This is a genomic window from Thermocoleostomius sinensis A174 (assembly GCF_026802175.1).
GTDB classification, from domain to species: domain Bacteria; phylum Cyanobacteriota; class Cyanobacteriia; order Elainellales; family Elainellaceae; genus Thermocoleostomius; species Thermocoleostomius sinensis.
The window spans coordinates 4,201,486-4,219,248 of record NZ_CP113797.1; the positions used below are offsets into that span (position 1 = coordinate 4,201,486).

The window sequence follows — 17,763 nt, forward strand, 5'->3', positions numbered from 1 at the left end:
TCTCAAGGAGAACTGGTATGAATCGCGGTATCTACATCACCGCCAACGATCGCGCCACAGAGCAATCGATCGCCCTACTGAAAAGCATTCGGGTTTATGATGCTGAGACGCCCGTTGTGCTGATTCCCTATGACGAGCACTATCACCATGTCGCCGATGTGTTAGCTCATCAATTTGGGGTAACGGTTTATGAAGATTTGGAGTTCATCGATCGGTTATCGCGTCAGCTATATGACATTTTTGGGGAGGGATTTTTTGCCCGCCCTAATCAATTCCGCAAGCAAGCCTGCTGGTTTGGACCCTTCGAGGAATTCATTTATATCGACACGGATATCGTGGTCTTTGAAAAAATCATTGACAACCTGAATTACCTGACCGAGTACGACTTTATCTGTGCCGACTACCAGCACGCAGGCGGGATCGCCAACGTTTTTACGCCGAAGGTACTAGAGGCAGGGGTTTTGACTGAGCAAGAGTGTGGCGATATTTTCAACGGCGGCTTTTGGGGATCGAAGCAGCATCGCATCTCTGAGTCCGATCTCTACTCTATTTTTCAAGAGTGTGCCGCCCATCCCGACTATTTTGATTTTTCTCAGAAAACCTCCGATCAGCCCATCATGAATTACATGGTGTTGAAACAGATTCCCAAACGCTTCAATATTGTCCGCCGACCCGGCAAAGCGCCCGGAAACTGGGCAGGCAGTCCCCATTTTCAAATACAGGGCGATCGGCTTTTTGATCCTAAAGTGAATCAACCTTTACAATATTTGCACTGGGCTGGAATGCGGATTCAGCCCGGTTGCCCCTATTGGGAAATATGGGAACACTACCGCTACTTAGGTGAAGAGAAACCACCGATTGGTGCTCAACCCACGGGTCAGACCCCCGTCTGGCGGAAAACACTCGACCAAATCAAATTAAAAATCAAAGCATATTAAGGATTAGGGATAAGGACAGAACAGACAGGACTGCAACCTTCATTTATCTATCACTTTTATCTCTGACCCTTAGAGGGTGTTTGAAAAGATTTGAGGTGTCAAATTTATGCCAACCGCCTCACCATAATCCGAATCATGGCAAGGTAGATCAAGGTTTCTGATGTCTCTGGTAATAATTCATAGTCTCTGACCAACCGTCTGCATCCCATTAGCCAACCAAAAGTTCGTTCTACCACCCACCTCTTTTTGAGCAAGCTAAAGCCTTTGGTTTGCTCAGGTCGCAGTACAACTTGCACAATCCAACGACAAACATCCATCACCCACATCAGAAAAGGGGCGCCATCGAACCCGCCGTCTACCCAAATGGTGATTAAGCGTGAAACCTTTTTCTTCATCCGTTTGACTCGTTTGAGGACACGTTTGCCCCCTTCGCGTTCCCCCAGGTTTGCCGCACTCACAAACACCCGCAAAACCAGTCCTAACGTATCCACCGTTAAAAATCGTTTGCGTCCTGTAATCAGCTTGCCTCCATCAAAGCCAACTTGTTGATGAACTCCTGCTGCACTCTTGATGCTTTGGCTATCGATGATCGCTTCTGATGGACTAGGATAGCGTTGCGCATCGATGCGAACCCACTGGTGCAACTGGTCATGAATGGAAATCCAGGTGCCGTCCAATCGCCAGTTGCGGAAGTACGTGTACACCGTCTGCCAGGCTGGGAAATCACCAGGTAAAGAACGCCAACGACAGCCTTCAACCAGAACATAGAGCATGGCATTGAGCACCTCCCACAGGTCAACGCTGCGAGGACGACCACCTGGCTTTGCTGCTGGAATTAATTCACTCAAAACCTCATATTGGGCGCGGGTTAGGTTACTGGGATATGCTTTACTCATCTGACTCACTCAGGGCTGTAGATATTTGCTATTCGCAGCCTACACTGAGTGAGCTTTTTTACGACCTTCCTGGCTTCTCAAACACCCTCTTAGCCTGATATCAGGGCACTCGATTCATCATGGTCAACAACCCTTGCTGTCCTAACAACAGTTCCCTTGCCAAACTTAAAATTCCTACCCAAATAATGGGCGAGATATCGACTCCTCCGATCGGAGGAACCAACTTGCGGGTAGGACTCAAGAAGGGTTCAGTCGGAACTGCGACAACGTTGAAGGGAAAGCGCTGAAGATCTGCTTGAGGATACCAAGTCAAGACAATCCGAAAGATGAACAGAAAAATCATGATCCCTAGCACGAGAGCCAGAATCCAGGTTGCGATCGATATGGCAGGCATATTTTAAGCTTTGTAACTGTGCTGTCTCATATTTTATCGCTGGTTGTGCGAAGCATGAATTCAATCATTATCCTTACTTGGCGGGCTGTAAAGTCATCAGTTCCAGATTGCTTTTCTGATTCATCTTTTCAAAGGTTTAACAGACCGATAAGATGATTAATGAATAACTCGCCTGAACCTACGGATAAAGTTCTATGACACCCTCTCTTGCTAATTTCCTTTACAGCTTGCTGGCTGGTGTTGTTGTTGTGGTCATTCCTGTTGTGGTGGGTCTCGTCTTCATTAGTCAGAAAGATAAGATCCAGCGCGGCTCATAACTCAGTCATATATTGCTCTGTGAATTTGTCCAGTGAATAGGTGTGACACCCTTTAGTCTTGACACAATTGCTTGACAAGCCTGTCTCCATAATAGCTAGGATAAAGTTGGCGACCCTAATGTGGTAGAGCGACAGCTTGTCCTAGCCATTTTTGTATCATTGGTATCAACGAATGTGGTTTTACCCAAGTATCACCTTATAAGTAGATAGAGGACAGCTTAAATAAAGCAGCATATAGAGTAGCATCAATCTAAATTTCAGACCTTCAGGCTCGATCGATTTCTGTCGGATCTGATTGATCAGAATCAATTTCTCACGATTTCATTAAAAATCCTGCTAGAGATTTGATGCCCAGAGTCGTTAACATAGGGACATAACATCGGAGAACGGTAATGGTAAACGTTGGACTTAACTGGGCTAGCTTTCTAGGCATTGCCCTGGCGCTAGGAGGGGCAGGCTTATATGCTCTAAGAACCATGCGTCCGGGGTTGGCTCGCGATCAGGATATCGTATTTGCGGCAATTGCTCTCCTGTGTGGCGGTATCTTGTTCTTCCAAGGTTGGCGGCTTGACCCGATTCTGCAATTTGCTCAAACTTTGTCTGTGGCTTCAGCTATCTGGTTTGCTTATGAAGCGGTTCGTTTGAGAGGAATTGCTACGGAGCAGGCGAAACGGAATACTCCTGTTGTCGATGAGGAGCGCCCTGTCAGCCGAGTTTACCGTGCAGAACTAGATGATTATCCTCCACTAGATGAACGCGATCGGTTCCCGGTGAATCGTCGAATTCGGGGAACTCGTGAAGAGGTTCGCCCCCGCGATGATTATGACGATACCCGTCGCTCAACACCTCGGCGTGGCAGCGAACGTCCCAGCCTCAGCGATCGCCCTCGTCGCCCTCGTTCGTCCCGATCTTCCAGTTTGCCTCCCGATCGCTCGGAACGTACTTGGGATGACGATTCAAGTGAGCAGTCGTTTCGTCGTGAAGTGATTCGACCCAGTAGCGCTAGCGACGATCAGCCGACTCGCCCCAAGCGCAGCCGTCCGTCTGAGGCATCCCGTCGCCGCAGTTCAGACTACGCTGCCTCTGATTATGTTGATTATCAGCCAGTGGATCGCTCTGACGATTGGAGCTAGGGTGTTGGCTAGTAACCGCTGATCATGCCGATCGTACAAGCTCACGGTGGATTTGATGTTTAGGAGTAGGGGCGTTCGGTTAGCGTCCCTACTTTGTTTTTTTAGTAGAGTTGTTTAACTACAAGGTGAAGCTATCAATTTTTTATGGAATTTGAGCTAGTCTATTTAATTCTCAATAGGCAGGGTGGAACTCCAAAAATATTAACAATTTCAACATTGACATCTCTGGTTGATAGTAAGCAGAAATAGAGAAAGGCTTTGCTTGGGATTGACGTGAGAATCGGCATTCAATGAATGCAATGCAAATAGGGCTTGTCGATGGCAATCACAGCAATCTTTTGTTTACGCATGTTTACGCAAGATCCCTGAAGCAAACCCTCTGTGTCATCCAACGAGCGAGTGAAGGTTGCGAGTTCAGTGTGAATTCTCAACGAACGTCCAAAACGCGAACTGGTGCGATCGTGCCTGTGTATTTCTATGTAAAGGGCTTTGTACTGTACCTATCAACAAGTGGTGAGCATGACTATCAATTTTTTTCGGTTAGCGTCCTCTAGCTTAGCTGTTGCCGGAACGGCTCTTGGTTTAATAGGACTGAACGCTTTTATACCGCTAGAGGTTTTTACGCTGAAATTAGGAACTCGACAAGCAATTGCTCAGACCAACATAACCGATGATCCAGAAGAGGGGGTGAATGTTCGCGTCTACCAAGCAGCTAGCCCGGCGGTGGTGGCGATCGAAACTGCAACAGGCAGTGGCAGTGGTAGCATTATTCGCCCCGATGGGCTGGTGTTGACAAATGCCCATGTGGTGACAGGGTCAGAAACTGTGACGGTCAAACTTGCCGATGGTCGAGAATTTGAAGGGACGGTCATTGGCTATGGAGAGGGAGGACTGGACTTGGCCGCCGTTCGTATTGTCAGCAACGAACGCAATTTTCCAACCGTGCGAGTTGCCGATCCAGAAGCGGTGGCGGTTGGTCAGCGGGCGTTTGCGATTGGCAGTCCGTTTGGCTTTCAAGGCACATTCACCACAGGCATTGTCAGCCGATTAGATCGCAATCGCGGGTTAATTCAAACCGATGCCGCCATTAATCCTGGAAATTCTGGTGGTCCATTGCTCAATAGTCGCGGAGAATTGATTGGAGTCAACAGCGCCATTCTGTCCCCTGGTGCGGGAGCTGGCAATGTGGGAATTGGGTTTGCCATTGCTACGGATCGCGTAGATTCGTTTCTGGTTGCCGTTGAAGAAGGGCGAGCCCCCACGGCTCCCCAACAATCTCCCCTGTTAGCGGGTGGAGCCGCTGCTGAACGGTTGGCCCTCAACAACGAACCGATCGAAGTGAAAGGAAAGCTGGATGAGGAAAGTAACGTTCTCCCTAGCGATAATAGCTACTTCAACGCCTACACCTTCGAGGGCGATGCTGGACAACGGGTTATTATCGAAATGAATAGCCAGGAATTTAACTCCTATTTGATTTTGCTCTCGCCAGAAGGAAACAATGTTGCTCAAGCAGGTACGGACAATGGGGCCAGAGATTCGCGGATCGAGGTGACGCTACCAACCGAAGGCATTTATACCATTTTGGCGAATACCTATTCCGCTGGTGAAACCGGAGAGTACACACTAGCCCTCTCTACCACTGGCTTAAGCCCAATTTTGCTGAAGGAAGAGGGACGGTTAGGGCCAGAGTCGCAGGTGCTTCGAGCCGATGGGACATTCTACCAAGAACATACCTTCCAAGGACAAGCAGGACAGAGTGTGACGATTGTGATGGAGAGCGAAGATTTTGATACCTATCTGATTTTGCTCGGTCCAAATGAACAGGTGATTGGACAAAATGACGATGCGTCGGCTGGAACGCTCAACTCGGTGTTGACCGTCACATTACCGGTCACTGGAACGTACCGAATTATTGCCAATGCCTATGAACGCACCGGGCAAGGGGCCTATACCGTGACCGTTCGCTGACCGAGCCTGATTGCTTCACGGCTAAAATAGCGCTGTACCTCTGGCTACAACCTTGTTCTATGTCTGTTTTTTAAGTTGCTTTCGCTGAGTTGCTTTAACGTCTTATGAGTTTTCAAGTCCTCCGTCTCGCATCGTCGGGTCTGATTGTTGTGGGCACAACCCTGGGGCTAACTCTATTTAACGCGATGTCTCCGGTGGAGTGGTTCAGTGTATCTGGGTTTGGCCGATCTGCGCCTCGCGTTGCACTAGCCCAAGATGCAGAAACAGTTTATGCCGAAGTTAGTCCGGCAGTTGTCTCGATCGAATCCGACAGTGCGACGGGGAGTGGCACGTTGATTCGCTCGGATGGGTTGGTGCTAACCAATGCCCATGTGGTTGGAGATGCCCGATCGGTGACAGTGATTTTAGCGGACGGCACTCAGTATGTGGGCGAGGTGATTGGCTATGGAGAAACGGGTCTCGATTTAGCGGTAGTTCGTCTGCAAGGAGACGATTCCTTTCCAACCGTCCGCATTGCTGAACCAGGGTCTGTCCGCACGGGGCAACAGGTGTTTGCAATCGGTAATCCCTTCGGACGTTTCCAAGGCTCCATCACGCAGGGAATTGTGAGCCGTATCGATCGGGAACAAGGATTGATCCAAACAGACGCTTCGATCAATCCAGGCAACTCCGGGGGGCCATTGTTGAACAACCGAGGGGAATTAATTGGTGTCAACACGGCTATTTATGCTCCACGAGGATCGGCCGGAAATATCGGCATCGGCTTTGCTATTCCGATCGAACAAATTCAACCCTTTTTAGCGGCTGTTAACCAAGGGGCTGCCCCACGAACTGCTCAACAGCAAACCCCATTTGTTGAAGAACGCACTGTACAACCCTTAACGCTCAATAGCCAGATTCAAGGCAGGTTAGATGACAACAGTGGTATTCTGCCAGCCGATAATAGCTACTTCAATGCCTATTCATTCGCGGGTAGGGCAGGACAGCAAGTGGTCATCCATATGAGTAGCAGCGAATTGAATCCGTATTTGATTTTGTTATCTCCTACCGGAACCGCTTTGGCTCAAGATGACGACAGTGGTGGCGGCCGTAATTCCCGCCTCAGTGTGACATTGCCAGATGATGGCACGTATTTGATTTTAGCTAATTCGTATGCTGCTGGAGAACAAGGTAATTATCAGCTAGAACTGTCAACTATTGCCACAAACCCTCAACCAACAGTCGCAATTCTTCAAACGGAAGGTCTCCTCGGTAGTAGTTCACCGAAGCTGGAAGATGGCAGTTTATACGAGGAGCATAGCTTTCAAGGAAACGCCGGTCAAACCGTTACCATTTCCCTAGAAAGCAGTGACTTTGATACCTACTTAATTTTGCTAGGGCCCAACGATCAAGTCATTGGTGAGAACGATGATGCTGCTTCCAATACACTCAACTCCACTTTGACCATCACCCTCCCGGTGACGGGAACCTATCGTATCATTGCCAATGCCTATGACTCGGAGGGACAAGGGCGCTATGTTTTAACTGTTCGGTAAGGGAGCAGTGTGGTGAACGCGAAGCAGAGGCGTTGAAACTGCATTAACTTGCTTTGTGTCAATTCCGTAACTTTGCATTAGTCCGCCCTGACCATGCTAATCTCTTAAGGTAACGTCGGTTCTGATGGGGAACAGCCATCAGACGCAAGGGGGAAAGTTCGGTGCAAATCCGGCGCTGTCCCGCAACTGTGATGAGATGTTTCCTCTCTGAGTCAGGATGCCCGCCGATCGCAAATCCATCCCTTTTCATCTGCGAGGTACGGATGAACCAACATTCTGGCTTTTCTAGATTAATCCGCTGCGATCGTCCCTTCAAGCAAGCAGGGCTTCTAATATTTCTAATCATCGCCAGTTTTTTGTTCAGCAACTCTCCTACACTAGCTCACCACGCAATGGGAGAGAGAGTTCCCGCCAATTTCGTTGAAGGCTTTCTGTCAGGTCTGGCTCATCCTGTGATTGGCGCCGATCATTTTGCATTTATTGTGTCTGTTGGATTACTAGCTGCGATTAGTTGTCAAGGAATCAAGATTCCGATCGCTTTTGTGCTGTCAACAGTAGCAGGAGCCGTGTTCCACTTGATGCAAATCACATTACCAGCGGCTGAGCTTTTCATTTCTGGATCGGTGCTGCTATTTGGTATTTTTCTGACCCTGAAGCAGCAGCCCAATAGCTGGGTTTTAACTGGATTAGCTGCAATCTGTGGATTGTTTCATGGCTATGCCTACGGAGAATCTATCTTTGGTGCAGAAATGACGCCGCTGGTTGCCTACCTGGCAGGCTTCACTGTGATTCAACTCGCAGTGGCTATTGCCGCTTTTTTCATTGGTAAAGCGGTTCTCAAGCAAGCCACTGAACTGCCTAATTTGCCGCTTCGGTTTGCTGGGTTTGTCATTTGTGGCGTAGGTATTGCTTTTCTATCGACCCTAATTGTTGAAACGATTTTCTCAGCATTGTGACAAATTGAAAGTGAGGGATTTTAGATAGTGGCTGTAAGCAAAGGATGGTACGTCAGTTTGATTGCAATCGGCAGCGTTAGTAACTTGATCTATCCTCACGTGCCACTAGTTAGTTTTGCTACTCTGGCGGGAGTAACCCTCCGTCGCAACCAGGCGATCGTAGCGATGGTGTGCATTTGGTTCGTCAATCAGCTTGTTGGTTTCACGATTCGACAGTATCCACTGAATGCGATCGTGCTGCTGTGGGGCTTGACGATGGGCTTAGGAAGTATTCTGGTTGCCTTGATCGCTTCAATGCGCCCAATGTTTAGTTATCACGGTTGGGTAGGACAACTCCTGTGGCTAGGAGTAGCGCTGCTGCTGGGGTTCACTGTTTACCAAAGCAGCACCCTGCTAGTCCATCAATGGGTGGGAATGCACGGTTTGACGGTCGATGTTCTCCTGCGCATCTTTGTACGTGATGGAATGTGGACGATCGGTCTCTATGCAATTTACTACGCTATTCACAAAGTCTTCCGATTAAACTATCAGCAACGATTGAAAAGCCGATAAATCAGTAATCAACTCTCACAAAAATCTAAGTATCTTAATCTTTCAACGTCCATTCGTTCAAGAAATGTATAAAATCCGACAAATTCGTTATTGAATGGCTACACTAAAGCTACTAGCTAGAGAGAAATGAGACGTGTTGGAGTCAATTTTCTCGAGCCATGAAAGTTGTTGCTAGTTACTACCAAACTGAAAGGAGATACTGAAGATATTGGCACTTCAGGTGTCAGTCATCAGCATCAACAATCTAATTGTGCCCGATTGCACAAGTAGATCTTGCATTGCTTGAAATACAAATTATTTATCAACCCTGATCTAACTCAATACGCTGCTTATTGCACGATTGCTTCCTTGCTTGACATTAGCTTATTCAAGCTTGATGGCTCTGCTTTTGCTGTTAATCAGAAAAAGGTTTCTTATGAAAGAAATTATATCCTGCACTTCATCTTGCACCTCTTAATTGATTGTTTTTGTCTAATTTGCATTGTTGTGTAGTTATAGCCTTTCTTAAAAACTACTGATCGCCGAAGAGAATTGCTCTTCTAAAGAAGATGATAGGAACTAAAACCACCAAACCTGTTTCGCCTGATTCTCTTACTGTGAGATTGGGGCGAACCTTACCTTCCTTGTTGAACGAAGCTTCTCTTCAAGTTCCCAACCCTCATGCGTTTAATCAGTGGACTGAATCAGGATGGCAATCGTTGTCGAATCAAGCCTTTCAAACGGCAGTCGAATCGCTGGCGGTTGGCTTGCTAGAGTTGGGGTTGCAGAAAGGCGATCGAGTAGCGTTATTGATGCACAGCGATGTTAATTTTTGCGTGGCTGATTTAGGTTGCTTGCTTGCAAACCTAGTTGATGTCCCGATTGATCTAACTCAGACCCTTGAACATATTATTTTCGTACTGGATCACAGTGAAGCGCGAGTGCTGATTGTTTCTAATTTAGATTTATTGCAGCAAATCTTGCCCTATCTTTGGAATATGCCTCAGCTTCGCTACATTATTGTCGTAAGCGTTCCTGAAGACTGGCAGGCAGTTCGATCGCAATGGATCACTTCCGCTTCTACACCTGGAAGCCAATTCCCCACCAAAGAGATTCCTGAATCTGCTTGTCTAGATATTCCTATGCTGCTGCACCCAGCGTCTCTGGAGCAATCCCATCCAACAGTTCCTCAATGTCTTCAAGTTTTCTCACTCGAAGAAATTCAGCACAACGGACAGGCATCTACAATCAATCCTCGATCGCTTCATGACGCCATCGCTGCGCATGATTTAGCCACGATTGTATATATTCCCGACGAACAGGGGCAACTGCAAGGAGTGATGCTGACCCACGAAAATATATCGGCTAACGCGCTAACCTCATTCTCGGTCATTCCAAACCTCAAACGAGGAGCACAAGAGGTTGTGCTTTCCTTTTTGCCCCTCAACCATGTTCTAGCACGAACGCTGTTATATGGGCACATCAATTATGGTCATAGTATCTATTTTTCTAGCCCCAATCGTGTGATGAAGCAGTTGCAGGAAGTACATCCTACTGTGTTGACCACGGTGCCGCTGTTTCTAGAGAAGATTTATAGCAAAATTCTGGAACATAGCCACAAAGCCTCTTCAATTGTAGAGCGCCTGCTGCTACGCTGGGCGATGCGACTGGCAAAACGCTACGAAATGGAACATCAACCAAGCGGGGTCTATGCAGGGTTGCTAACGCTAGCGGATTGGTTGGTGTTTGCAAAATGGCGATCGGTGTTTGGAGGGCGCTTGCAGCATCTCATTTGTGGAGGAGCCGCCCTGCGCGCCGAGGTGGCTACGGTATTTGCCGCCGCGGGTATTCCAGTGATGCAGGGGTATGGACTCACACAAGCCAGTGCTGTTGTATGCTGCAATCGGGGTTCTCACAACCGCCCCGGAACAGTTGGTACTCCCATTCCGGGAGTTGAACTAACGATCGCAGAGGATGGCGAAATTCTGATTCGTGGTCCTTACATCACACCGGGTTATTATCGCAATTCTGAAGCCACTCGATCGCTAATTGATTCGCAGGGTTGGCTCCATACAGGAGATTTGGGAACGATCTCTGAAGATGGATTTTTAAAGATCGTAGGACTAAAAAAATCGCTGTTTAAACTTTCGACTGGCAAATACATTGCTCCACAACCTATTGAGCAACGTCTAATGCAATCACCGTTCGTCGATCGAACAATCGTCATCGGGGCCGATCAAAAAACGTGTGCTTTATTGATTATTCCTAATCTAGCAGCCTTGCACCGCTATGCATTGGAGTTTGGAATTGATTCACCTAATGATGCCTTACTGAAGCATCCATGTGTACTAGCCTTGTATCAAGCTTTAGTCAACGTTGCGAATTGTCATTTGCCATACTGGGCCATCGTTAAGCAATTCCGATTGATTCATCCAGATATTATCTCTAACGCTGAACAGAACTCGATCGAACCACTCAGCCGGACGGCTCTACTACAACTCTTGACTGATGAAGTTAAGGCATTATTTGCTGAAATAACGCCTCAGGTAAGACCTCAAAATATCAAAGTTTTGACAAGCCCTGATGCAGATAAATGGAATATCAATGAGCAAGCTGGGTCTGAAGTGATTGATTTACTGTGTTCTTACCTTCCCGACGCAACTTGTCCTGTTTTTGCTCAATCATTGAATCCGCGATTGACAACGCTGCGATTGATCGTGCCATTTATGCTTTACACCGGAATGAATATACCTGAATTTTCTAGAGGCATTGCAGAGCAACTCATTACGATTCTTTAAGGGGGAGGCTATCAGAATCATGAATAAACCATTCCGAACTGCTGCTGTACTCGGTGCTGGAATTATGGGCACTCAGATTGCTGCTCATCTTGCTAACGCCGGATTGACTGTGCATTTACTAGACTTGCCTGCTCAATCATCTGATAAAAACGATTTGGTAGAAACTGCATTTAAGAAAGCGTTGAAACTATCTCCTCCCATTTTCTTTACCAAGAAAATCGCCCATCGGGTCATATTAGGCAATTTTGAAGAACATTTTCACCGAGTTGCCGATGTGGATTGGGTGATTGAAGCAGTAGTAGAAAAACTAGATGTTAAACAGCAGTTGATGCAGCAGTTAGAAACGGTCATTCGAGCCGACACGATCGTTTCGACAAACACAAGTGGTTTACCAATTCAAGCAATTGCAGAAGGACGATCGCTATCATTCCGTCAGCGTTTTTTAGGTACGCATTTCTTTAATCCACCGCGATATCTCAAGTTGTTAGAATTAATTCCCACATCTGACACCAATCCAGATGTTTTGAAGCGAATGCAGTGGTTCGGACGATCGGGTTTGGGCAAAGGTGTTGTGATTGCCAAAGATACTCCTAACTTCATTGCTAATCGTATTGGTATGTATGCTGTAATGCTAGGATTACAAGCTTGGACAACCCAAGGATACACGATCGAAGAAATCGATGCCCTGACCGGAACATTGGTCGGACGTCCTAAATCTGCCACCTTTCGCACGGCTGATTTAGTTGGGTTAGATACCCTGCTGTACGTCATCGAAAATTTGTATCCTGCTATTCCCAATGATGAGAGCCGTGAAGTGTTTCGGGCACCTGAAGTGTTGCGTAAATTGGTGTCTACGGGCACATTAGGTGCAAAAACTGGGCAAGGATTTTACAAAAAACAGAACCAGCAAATTCTCTCGTTAAACCGAGAAACCTTTGCCTATGAGCCTGCCAAGTCGTTGGATTTGGGCGATTTGTCGGCGATCGAGCCGTTGCCGTTAGCCGATCGGTTACGGGCCCTTTATGGTGCTCCTGGACGAGCGGGTGCATTTTTCCGGCAAACTATGCTCCACATTTTGGGCTATAGTGCTCGACGGATTCCTGAAATTGCCAATTACCCGGTAGAAATCGATCGAGCTATGCGTTGGGGTTTTGGTTGGGAACTGGGCCCGTTTGAAATTTGGGACGTGCTAGGGTTTGAAACGGTGCTGGCAGACATGAACGCTGCGCATATTGCGATTCCAAACTGGGTGGAGACAATGCACCACAATGGAGCTAGAAGTTTCTATTGGAATCATCATTATACTTATGAGTTGCAGTATCAATATGTGCGGATGGAAGCACCAGCTGATGAGATCAATCTGGCTGATCTCAAACGCATTGCCGATCGCACGCTTTGGCAAAATTCTGATGCTGCATTACTCGATTTAGGAGACGGGGTGGCTCTGTACGAGTTTCGCTCCAAAGGCAATACGTTGAGCCTGAATGTAGTGAACGGACTGGCAGAGGTGCTTGATCGCCTGGAAACTCAGGATGATTTGCAGGGATTGGTGATTGGTAACGACCGCCCCAATTTTTGTGGAGGGGCAAATTTGGCAGAAATTGCTGAGATGGCGCAATCTGGCAATATGGAGGCGATTAACACCTTAATTATTCAGTTCCAGTCACTTCTTCAGCGGATTCACTACGCTTCAAAACCGATTGTTGCTGCTGTTCAAGGACGTGTTCTCGGTGGCGGTTGTGAGTTAGTTATGGCTTGTCCGCAAGTGGTGGCCGCTGCAGAAACCTATATTGGACTGGTGGAGTTGAGCGTTGGTCTCATTCCAGGAGCAGGTGGTATTCTACGAACTGTTTCTCGATCGGTAGAACGGGCTGCAACTGAATCTCCTGAACATATTCGTCCATTCTTGCAAGCCGCCTTTGAAACGATCGCTACAGCCAAAGTCTCAAATAGTGCCTACGAAGGTCAAGAATTAGGATTTCTTCCATCCACAACTCACATCGTGATGAATGCCGATCGCCGTTTATTCGTGGCTAAGCAGCAAGTGCTTCATCTCAGTCGGATTGGCTACACACCACCTCCTCGACAAAACGCTATTTTAGTTTTGGGGCGTCCAATGCGGGCTGTTTTGGAACATGCTGCCTATATCTTTCAACAGAGTGGGTTTGCCAGTGACTACGATCGCTATCTTGCTAATCGCTTAGCTTATGTCATGACAGGCGGAGAGCTAACGGCTCCATGCTTTGTTTCCGAAGAATATCTACTGCAACTAGAGCGAGAAACGTTTTTACCACTCCTGGGTCAGCTAAAAACTCAGGAACGGATTGCACATGCACTGAAAACGAAGAAGCCGTTGAGGAATTGATGAGGGAAAGAACGATGAAAGCTGCATACATCGTTAGTAGTGTTCGGACAGCGGTTGGTAAAGCACCACGCGGGGCACTTCGCACGATCCGTCCAGATGATATGGGGGCCGTCGCAGTGAAAGCCGCGATCGATCGAGTTCCAGGATTGAAGCCTGAGCAAATCGATGATGTAATTTTAGGTTGTGCTTTTCCAGAAGCGGAACAAGGTTTCAATTTGGGTCGTATTGTAGCCCAGCGTGCCGGATTGCCAGACTCAGTTGCAGGCTGCACGGTAAATCGATTTTGTGCATCAGGGCTGCAAACGATCGCGATGGCTACACAAGCAATCATGACTGGACAGGCGGAGGTGATAGTAGCAGGGGGAGCGGAATCGATGAGCTTGATGCCGATGGGAGGACATGGCATGGCTCCTAATCCGGATTTAATGACAAACATGCCGCAAGTCTATTGCACAATGGGACTGACGGCTGAACACGTAGCGCAGCAGTATCAGATTTCCCGTGACGATCAAGATGTGTTTGCTCTACGATCGCATCAACGCGCTTTGGCTGCCATACAAGCGGGCAAATTTGCCGAGGAAATTGTTCCCCTTCAGGTTCATGAAACCCTGTACAAGGACGAGCGACTGCAAACTCAAGATACAGTATTTCAGATCGATGAAGGTCCCCGGGCCGATACTAGCTTAGATGCCTTGTCCAAACTACCAGCTGTGTTCCATGCCAAAGGCACCGTCACGGCAGGCAATGCGTCCCAAATGTCAGATGGAGCCGCTGCAACCGTGGTGATGAGCGATCGCCTGGTCAATCAACTAGGCGTTAAACCTTTGGGACGGTTAGTCGGATTTGCGATTGCGGGTGTGCCGCCAGAAATTATGGGAATTGGCCCGATTGCAGCCATTCCTAAGGTGTTACAGCAGGCGGGGCTGACGCTGAATGATATTGGCTTAATTGAACTGAATGAGGCGTTTGCTGCTCAAAGCTTGGCTGTGATTCGCAAACTTGATCTCAATGAAGAAATTCTCAATGTGAATGGTGGGGCGATTGCGTTAGGGCATCCATTAGGAATGACAGGGGCAAAACTGACGGCAACGCTACTGCACGAAATGAGACGACGCAGCGTGCGCTATGGGCTGGTGACAATGTGTGTAGGTGGCGGTATGGGTGCGGCAGGAGTGTTTGAGAATTTGATGGTGTAAGGCTGATTCTGGCAGTAGAGGTATGGTATTCAATCGGTACGATTTCTAAAGTATTCAAGCAAACGCTTGAATGCTATACCTTACAATTTTTTATTTAATTTAGTGAACTATTATGATTTCTATTTCCTTAGCAATCGCCTTTTCAATCTTTATTTTCTTTTTTGCGATTTTTGGCTACCTTAATGTTCCGTTTTGGGTGTGGTCAATTTATTTTGTCTTGGCTCTACTTGTATTTCATACATCAATTTGGATCTTAATTATATTTTCTGTCGCTATTGCAGGACTTAATATTCCTTTGATTCGTCAAAATTTAATTACTCATTCAATCATGAGGGCAATTCGTATTTCTGGTGTTTTGCCAACAATATCAGAGACAGAAAAAGCGGCGATCGAAGCGGGGACAGTTTGGATAGAGGGAGAGTTTTTCACGGGTGCACCGAATCTCAAACGGTTGATGAATGAACCGTATCCGAAACTGTCACCAGAGATTCAAGCGTTTTTAGATGGCCCGGTTGAACAAGTTTGTCGTATGGCAACAGATTGGGAGATTTACCGCCACAAAGACTTACCGCCGGAAGTTTGGAATTACCTGAAACAAGAACGATTCTTTGGCATGATGATTCCTAAAGAATATGGTGGGTTGGGGTTTTCTAATCTGGCGTATAGTGCCACGATGGTGAAACTTGCGTCGCGATCGTTCATTCATACGGCTACGGTGGGGGTCACCAATTCCCTTGGTCCGGCTAAACTGCTGCTCAGTTATGGTACGCAAGCCCAGAAGGAGTATTACCTGCCCCGTCTCGCACGCGGAGACGATATTCCTTGCTTTGCCCTCACAGAGCCGCAGGCAGGATCAGATGCGGCTAGCATTACCTCATGCGGGGTTGTGTTTCGCGCAGGTAATGGCAAATTGTACCTGCGCTTGAACTTTCGCAAACGCTATATTACTTTGGGCGCGATCGCCACGCTGATCGGATTGGCGATCAAATTGCACGATCCGGATCAATTGCTGGGGAAGGGGAAAGACGTTGGCATTACTTGTATTCTGGTTCCAGCCAATACGCCGGGTGTGGTACTAGGAAAACGCCATGATCCGATGGGTGTTCCGTTCTATAATTCACCGATCGAAGGGCGGGATGTGATTGTGCCGATTGATCAGATTATTGGCGGAATCGAGCAAGCGGGACAGGGGTGGAAGATGTTGATGCAGACGCTGGCGGCCGGACGGGGAATTAGCTTCCCTGCCACCTGTACAGGCATTGCCAAATTTGTCACTCGTGTCACCAGTGCCTATGCGACAGTGCGGCGACAGTTTGGCTTGTCGATTGGGCGTTTTGAAGGAATTGAGGCACCCTTAGCGCGAATTGCCAGCCTCACTTATTTGCTGGAAGCGGCGCGGCTTTACACCTGTGCAGCGGTCGATCGGGGTGAACGTCCTCCGGTGGTATCGGCCATTGCCAAGTACCACTTTACTGAACTGTCGCGCCAATTGATTAACGATGGTATGGATATTTTAGGTGGTTTCGGTATTTGTCGCGGTCCCAGAAACCTACTAGCCAACATTTATATTGCTACTCCGATTCCTATTACTGTAGAAGGTTCCAATATTCTCACTCGTTCATTGATGATTTTCGGACAAGGCGCGATTCGCTGCCATCCCTATCTTTACCAGGAAATAGAAGCGCTCAACAGTGGAGACACCGTTGCCTTCGATCGAGTGTTTTGGCCACACCTTGGCTTAATTTTTCGCAACGGTGTTCGCGCCATTTTGTTGAATCTATCGCGTGGCCGATTGGCGTGTCCTCCGGTTCGGGGCGCAACAGCTATCTACTATCGCAAGCTAGCATGGGCAGCCGCTACGTTTGCCTGTCTTGCCGATCTAGTGTTGCTCACATTCGGCGGCACGCTGAAGCGTCGAGAAACCCTAACTGGACGCTTTGCCGATGTTTTGTCCTGGATGTATTTGATAATGGCTACCTTGCGGCGCTTTGAGGCAGAAGGACGCCATCCAGATGATTTACCTTTGGTGCACTGGTCAACGCAATATGCTTTTGCCCAAATTCAACAAGCACTAGAGGGAATTTTCGCAAACGTTTCTATTCCTGTGCTGGGCGCAATTCTGCGTGGCCCGGTGGCTTGGTGGTGGCGACTCAATCCGATCGGCACATCTCCAAGCGACATCCTAGGTCATCACATAGCACGCAATATACAAATTCCTGGAGACATTCGCGATCGTCTCACCAATGGCATCTATTTACCTGCTCATTCGGATGAAGCCTTGGGACGGTTAGAGAAAGCATTTCAGTTGTCTATTGAGGCAGAAAACGTTCTCAAACTAATCAAAAATGCTAGTCAAACAGGTCAACTGCCTCAGTCTAAACCGGAATCGTTAATCGATGCGGCTCTTGAGGCGGGGGTAATCACCGCAGAAGCTGCCCAACTTGTGCAAGAGGCAGAGCGGATTCGAACGGATGCGATTCAAGTAGATACCTTTACGCTAGAAGAATATCAGCGCGATCAGCTTATTCCGGTTAACTTGGCCGCGATTGGCTAATACCCCTACGTCATGCATGCAAATCGTCAATGTAAAAGGACATTCCAAGCTTGCCAATTCCCCCTTCTTTTCTAAGCCCTATTCCTAGAAGGATGTTTGAAACGTCGCACATCTTACGCCTTCATCCTCTAACCCCTTCTCTGGTAGGACAAGGGGAGCGAGTGTCCGATTCCTTCTCCTGG

The 17,763-nt window shown here is 47.8% G+C and carries 13 protein-coding genes and 1 riboswitch; of the genes, 11 read left to right on the forward strand and 2 right to left on the reverse strand.

What is annotated here, in order from left to right:
• Positions 1 to 17 precede the first annotated feature (17 nt).
• Positions 18 to 938, forward strand: a complete 921-nt coding sequence (locus OXH18_RS18175) for an Npun_R2821/Npun_R2822 family protein (protein WP_268608660.1) — start codon at positions 18 to 20, stop codon at positions 936 to 938.
• A 104-nt stretch (positions 939 to 1,042) separates the two neighbouring features.
• Here OXH18_RS18175 and OXH18_RS18180 read toward each other — a convergent pair whose 3' ends face one another.
• Positions 1,043 to 1,834 (reverse strand): IS5 family transposase, encoded by a 792-nt coding sequence (locus OXH18_RS18180; RefSeq protein WP_268607476.1) that lies wholly within the window; start codon positions 1,832 to 1,834, stop codon positions 1,043 to 1,045.
• A gap of 100 nt (positions 1,835 to 1,934) precedes the next feature.
• On the reverse strand, positions 1,935 to 2,228 hold the full coding sequence (locus OXH18_RS18185) for a YggT family protein (protein WP_268608662.1): 294 nt from the start codon (positions 2,226 to 2,228) through the stop codon (positions 1,935 to 1,937).
• A gap of 194 nt (positions 2,229 to 2,422) precedes the next feature.
• On the opposite strand from OXH18_RS18185, the gene psbX reads away from it, so the two are divergent.
• The 10 genes from psbX (at position 2,423) to OXH18_RS18235 (ending at position 17,581) form a co-directional block, all read left to right on the forward strand.
• Positions 2,423 to 2,545 carry a photosystem II reaction center X protein gene (gene psbX, locus OXH18_RS18190; RefSeq protein ID WP_268608664.1) on the forward strand — a complete coding sequence of 41 codons (123 nt, stop codon included), beginning with the start codon at positions 2,423 to 2,425 and terminating at the stop codon, positions 2,543 to 2,545.
• A gap of 392 nt (positions 2,546 to 2,937) precedes the next feature.
• Positions 2,938 to 3,678 carry a Ycf66 family protein gene (locus OXH18_RS18195; RefSeq protein ID WP_268608666.1) on the forward strand — a complete coding sequence of 247 codons (741 nt, stop codon included), beginning with the start codon at positions 2,938 to 2,940 and terminating at the stop codon, positions 3,676 to 3,678.
• Positions 3,679 to 4,197: 519 nt separating this feature from the next.
• Positions 4,198 to 5,646 carry a trypsin-like peptidase domain-containing protein gene (locus OXH18_RS18200; protein ID WP_268608668.1) on the forward strand — a complete coding sequence of 483 codons (1,449 nt, stop codon included), beginning with the start codon at positions 4,198 to 4,200 and terminating at the stop codon, positions 5,644 to 5,646.
• Between the two features lie 104 nt (positions 5,647 to 5,750).
• Complete coding sequence (locus tag OXH18_RS18205) at positions 5,751 to 7,181, forward strand: trypsin-like peptidase domain-containing protein (protein WP_268608669.1); 1,431 nt, start codon at positions 5,751 to 5,753, stop codon at positions 7,179 to 7,181.
• A 99-nt stretch (positions 7,182 to 7,280) separates the two neighbouring features.
• A riboswitch (cobalamin riboswitch) is annotated at positions 7,281 to 7,424 on the forward strand.
• Between the two features lie 20 nt (positions 7,425 to 7,444).
• A complete protein-coding gene (locus OXH18_RS18210; protein WP_268608670.1) occupies positions 7,445 to 8,137 on the forward strand; it encodes a HupE/UreJ family protein in 693 nt (230 codons plus the stop codon).
• Positions 8,138 to 8,164: 27 nt separating this feature from the next.
• Complete coding sequence (locus OXH18_RS18215; protein WP_268608671.1) at positions 8,165 to 8,689, forward strand: hypothetical protein; 525 nt, start codon at positions 8,165 to 8,167, stop codon at positions 8,687 to 8,689.
• Positions 8,690 to 9,237: 548 nt separating this feature from the next.
• Positions 9,238 to 11,466, forward strand: a complete 2,229-nt coding sequence (locus OXH18_RS18220) for an AMP-dependent synthetase/ligase (protein WP_268608672.1) — start codon at positions 9,238 to 9,240, stop codon at positions 11,464 to 11,466.
• 19 nt (positions 11,467 to 11,485) lie between these two features.
• Positions 11,486 to 13,831 carry a 3-hydroxyacyl-CoA dehydrogenase/enoyl-CoA hydratase family protein gene (locus tag OXH18_RS18225; RefSeq protein ID WP_268608673.1) on the forward strand — a complete coding sequence of 782 codons (2,346 nt, stop codon included), beginning with the start codon at positions 11,486 to 11,488 and terminating at the stop codon, positions 13,829 to 13,831.
• A gap of 14 nt (positions 13,832 to 13,845) precedes the next feature.
• Entirely contained in the window at positions 13,846 to 15,027 is a 1,182-nt protein-coding gene (locus OXH18_RS18230; protein ID WP_268608674.1) for a thiolase family protein, read from the forward strand.
• A gap of 112 nt (positions 15,028 to 15,139) precedes the next feature.
• Positions 15,140 to 17,581: an acyl-CoA dehydrogenase gene (locus OXH18_RS18235; RefSeq protein WP_268608675.1), complete on the forward strand. Its 2,442-nt coding sequence runs from the start codon at positions 15,140 to 15,142 to the stop codon at positions 17,579 to 17,581.
• Positions 17,582 to 17,763 lie beyond the last annotated feature (182 nt).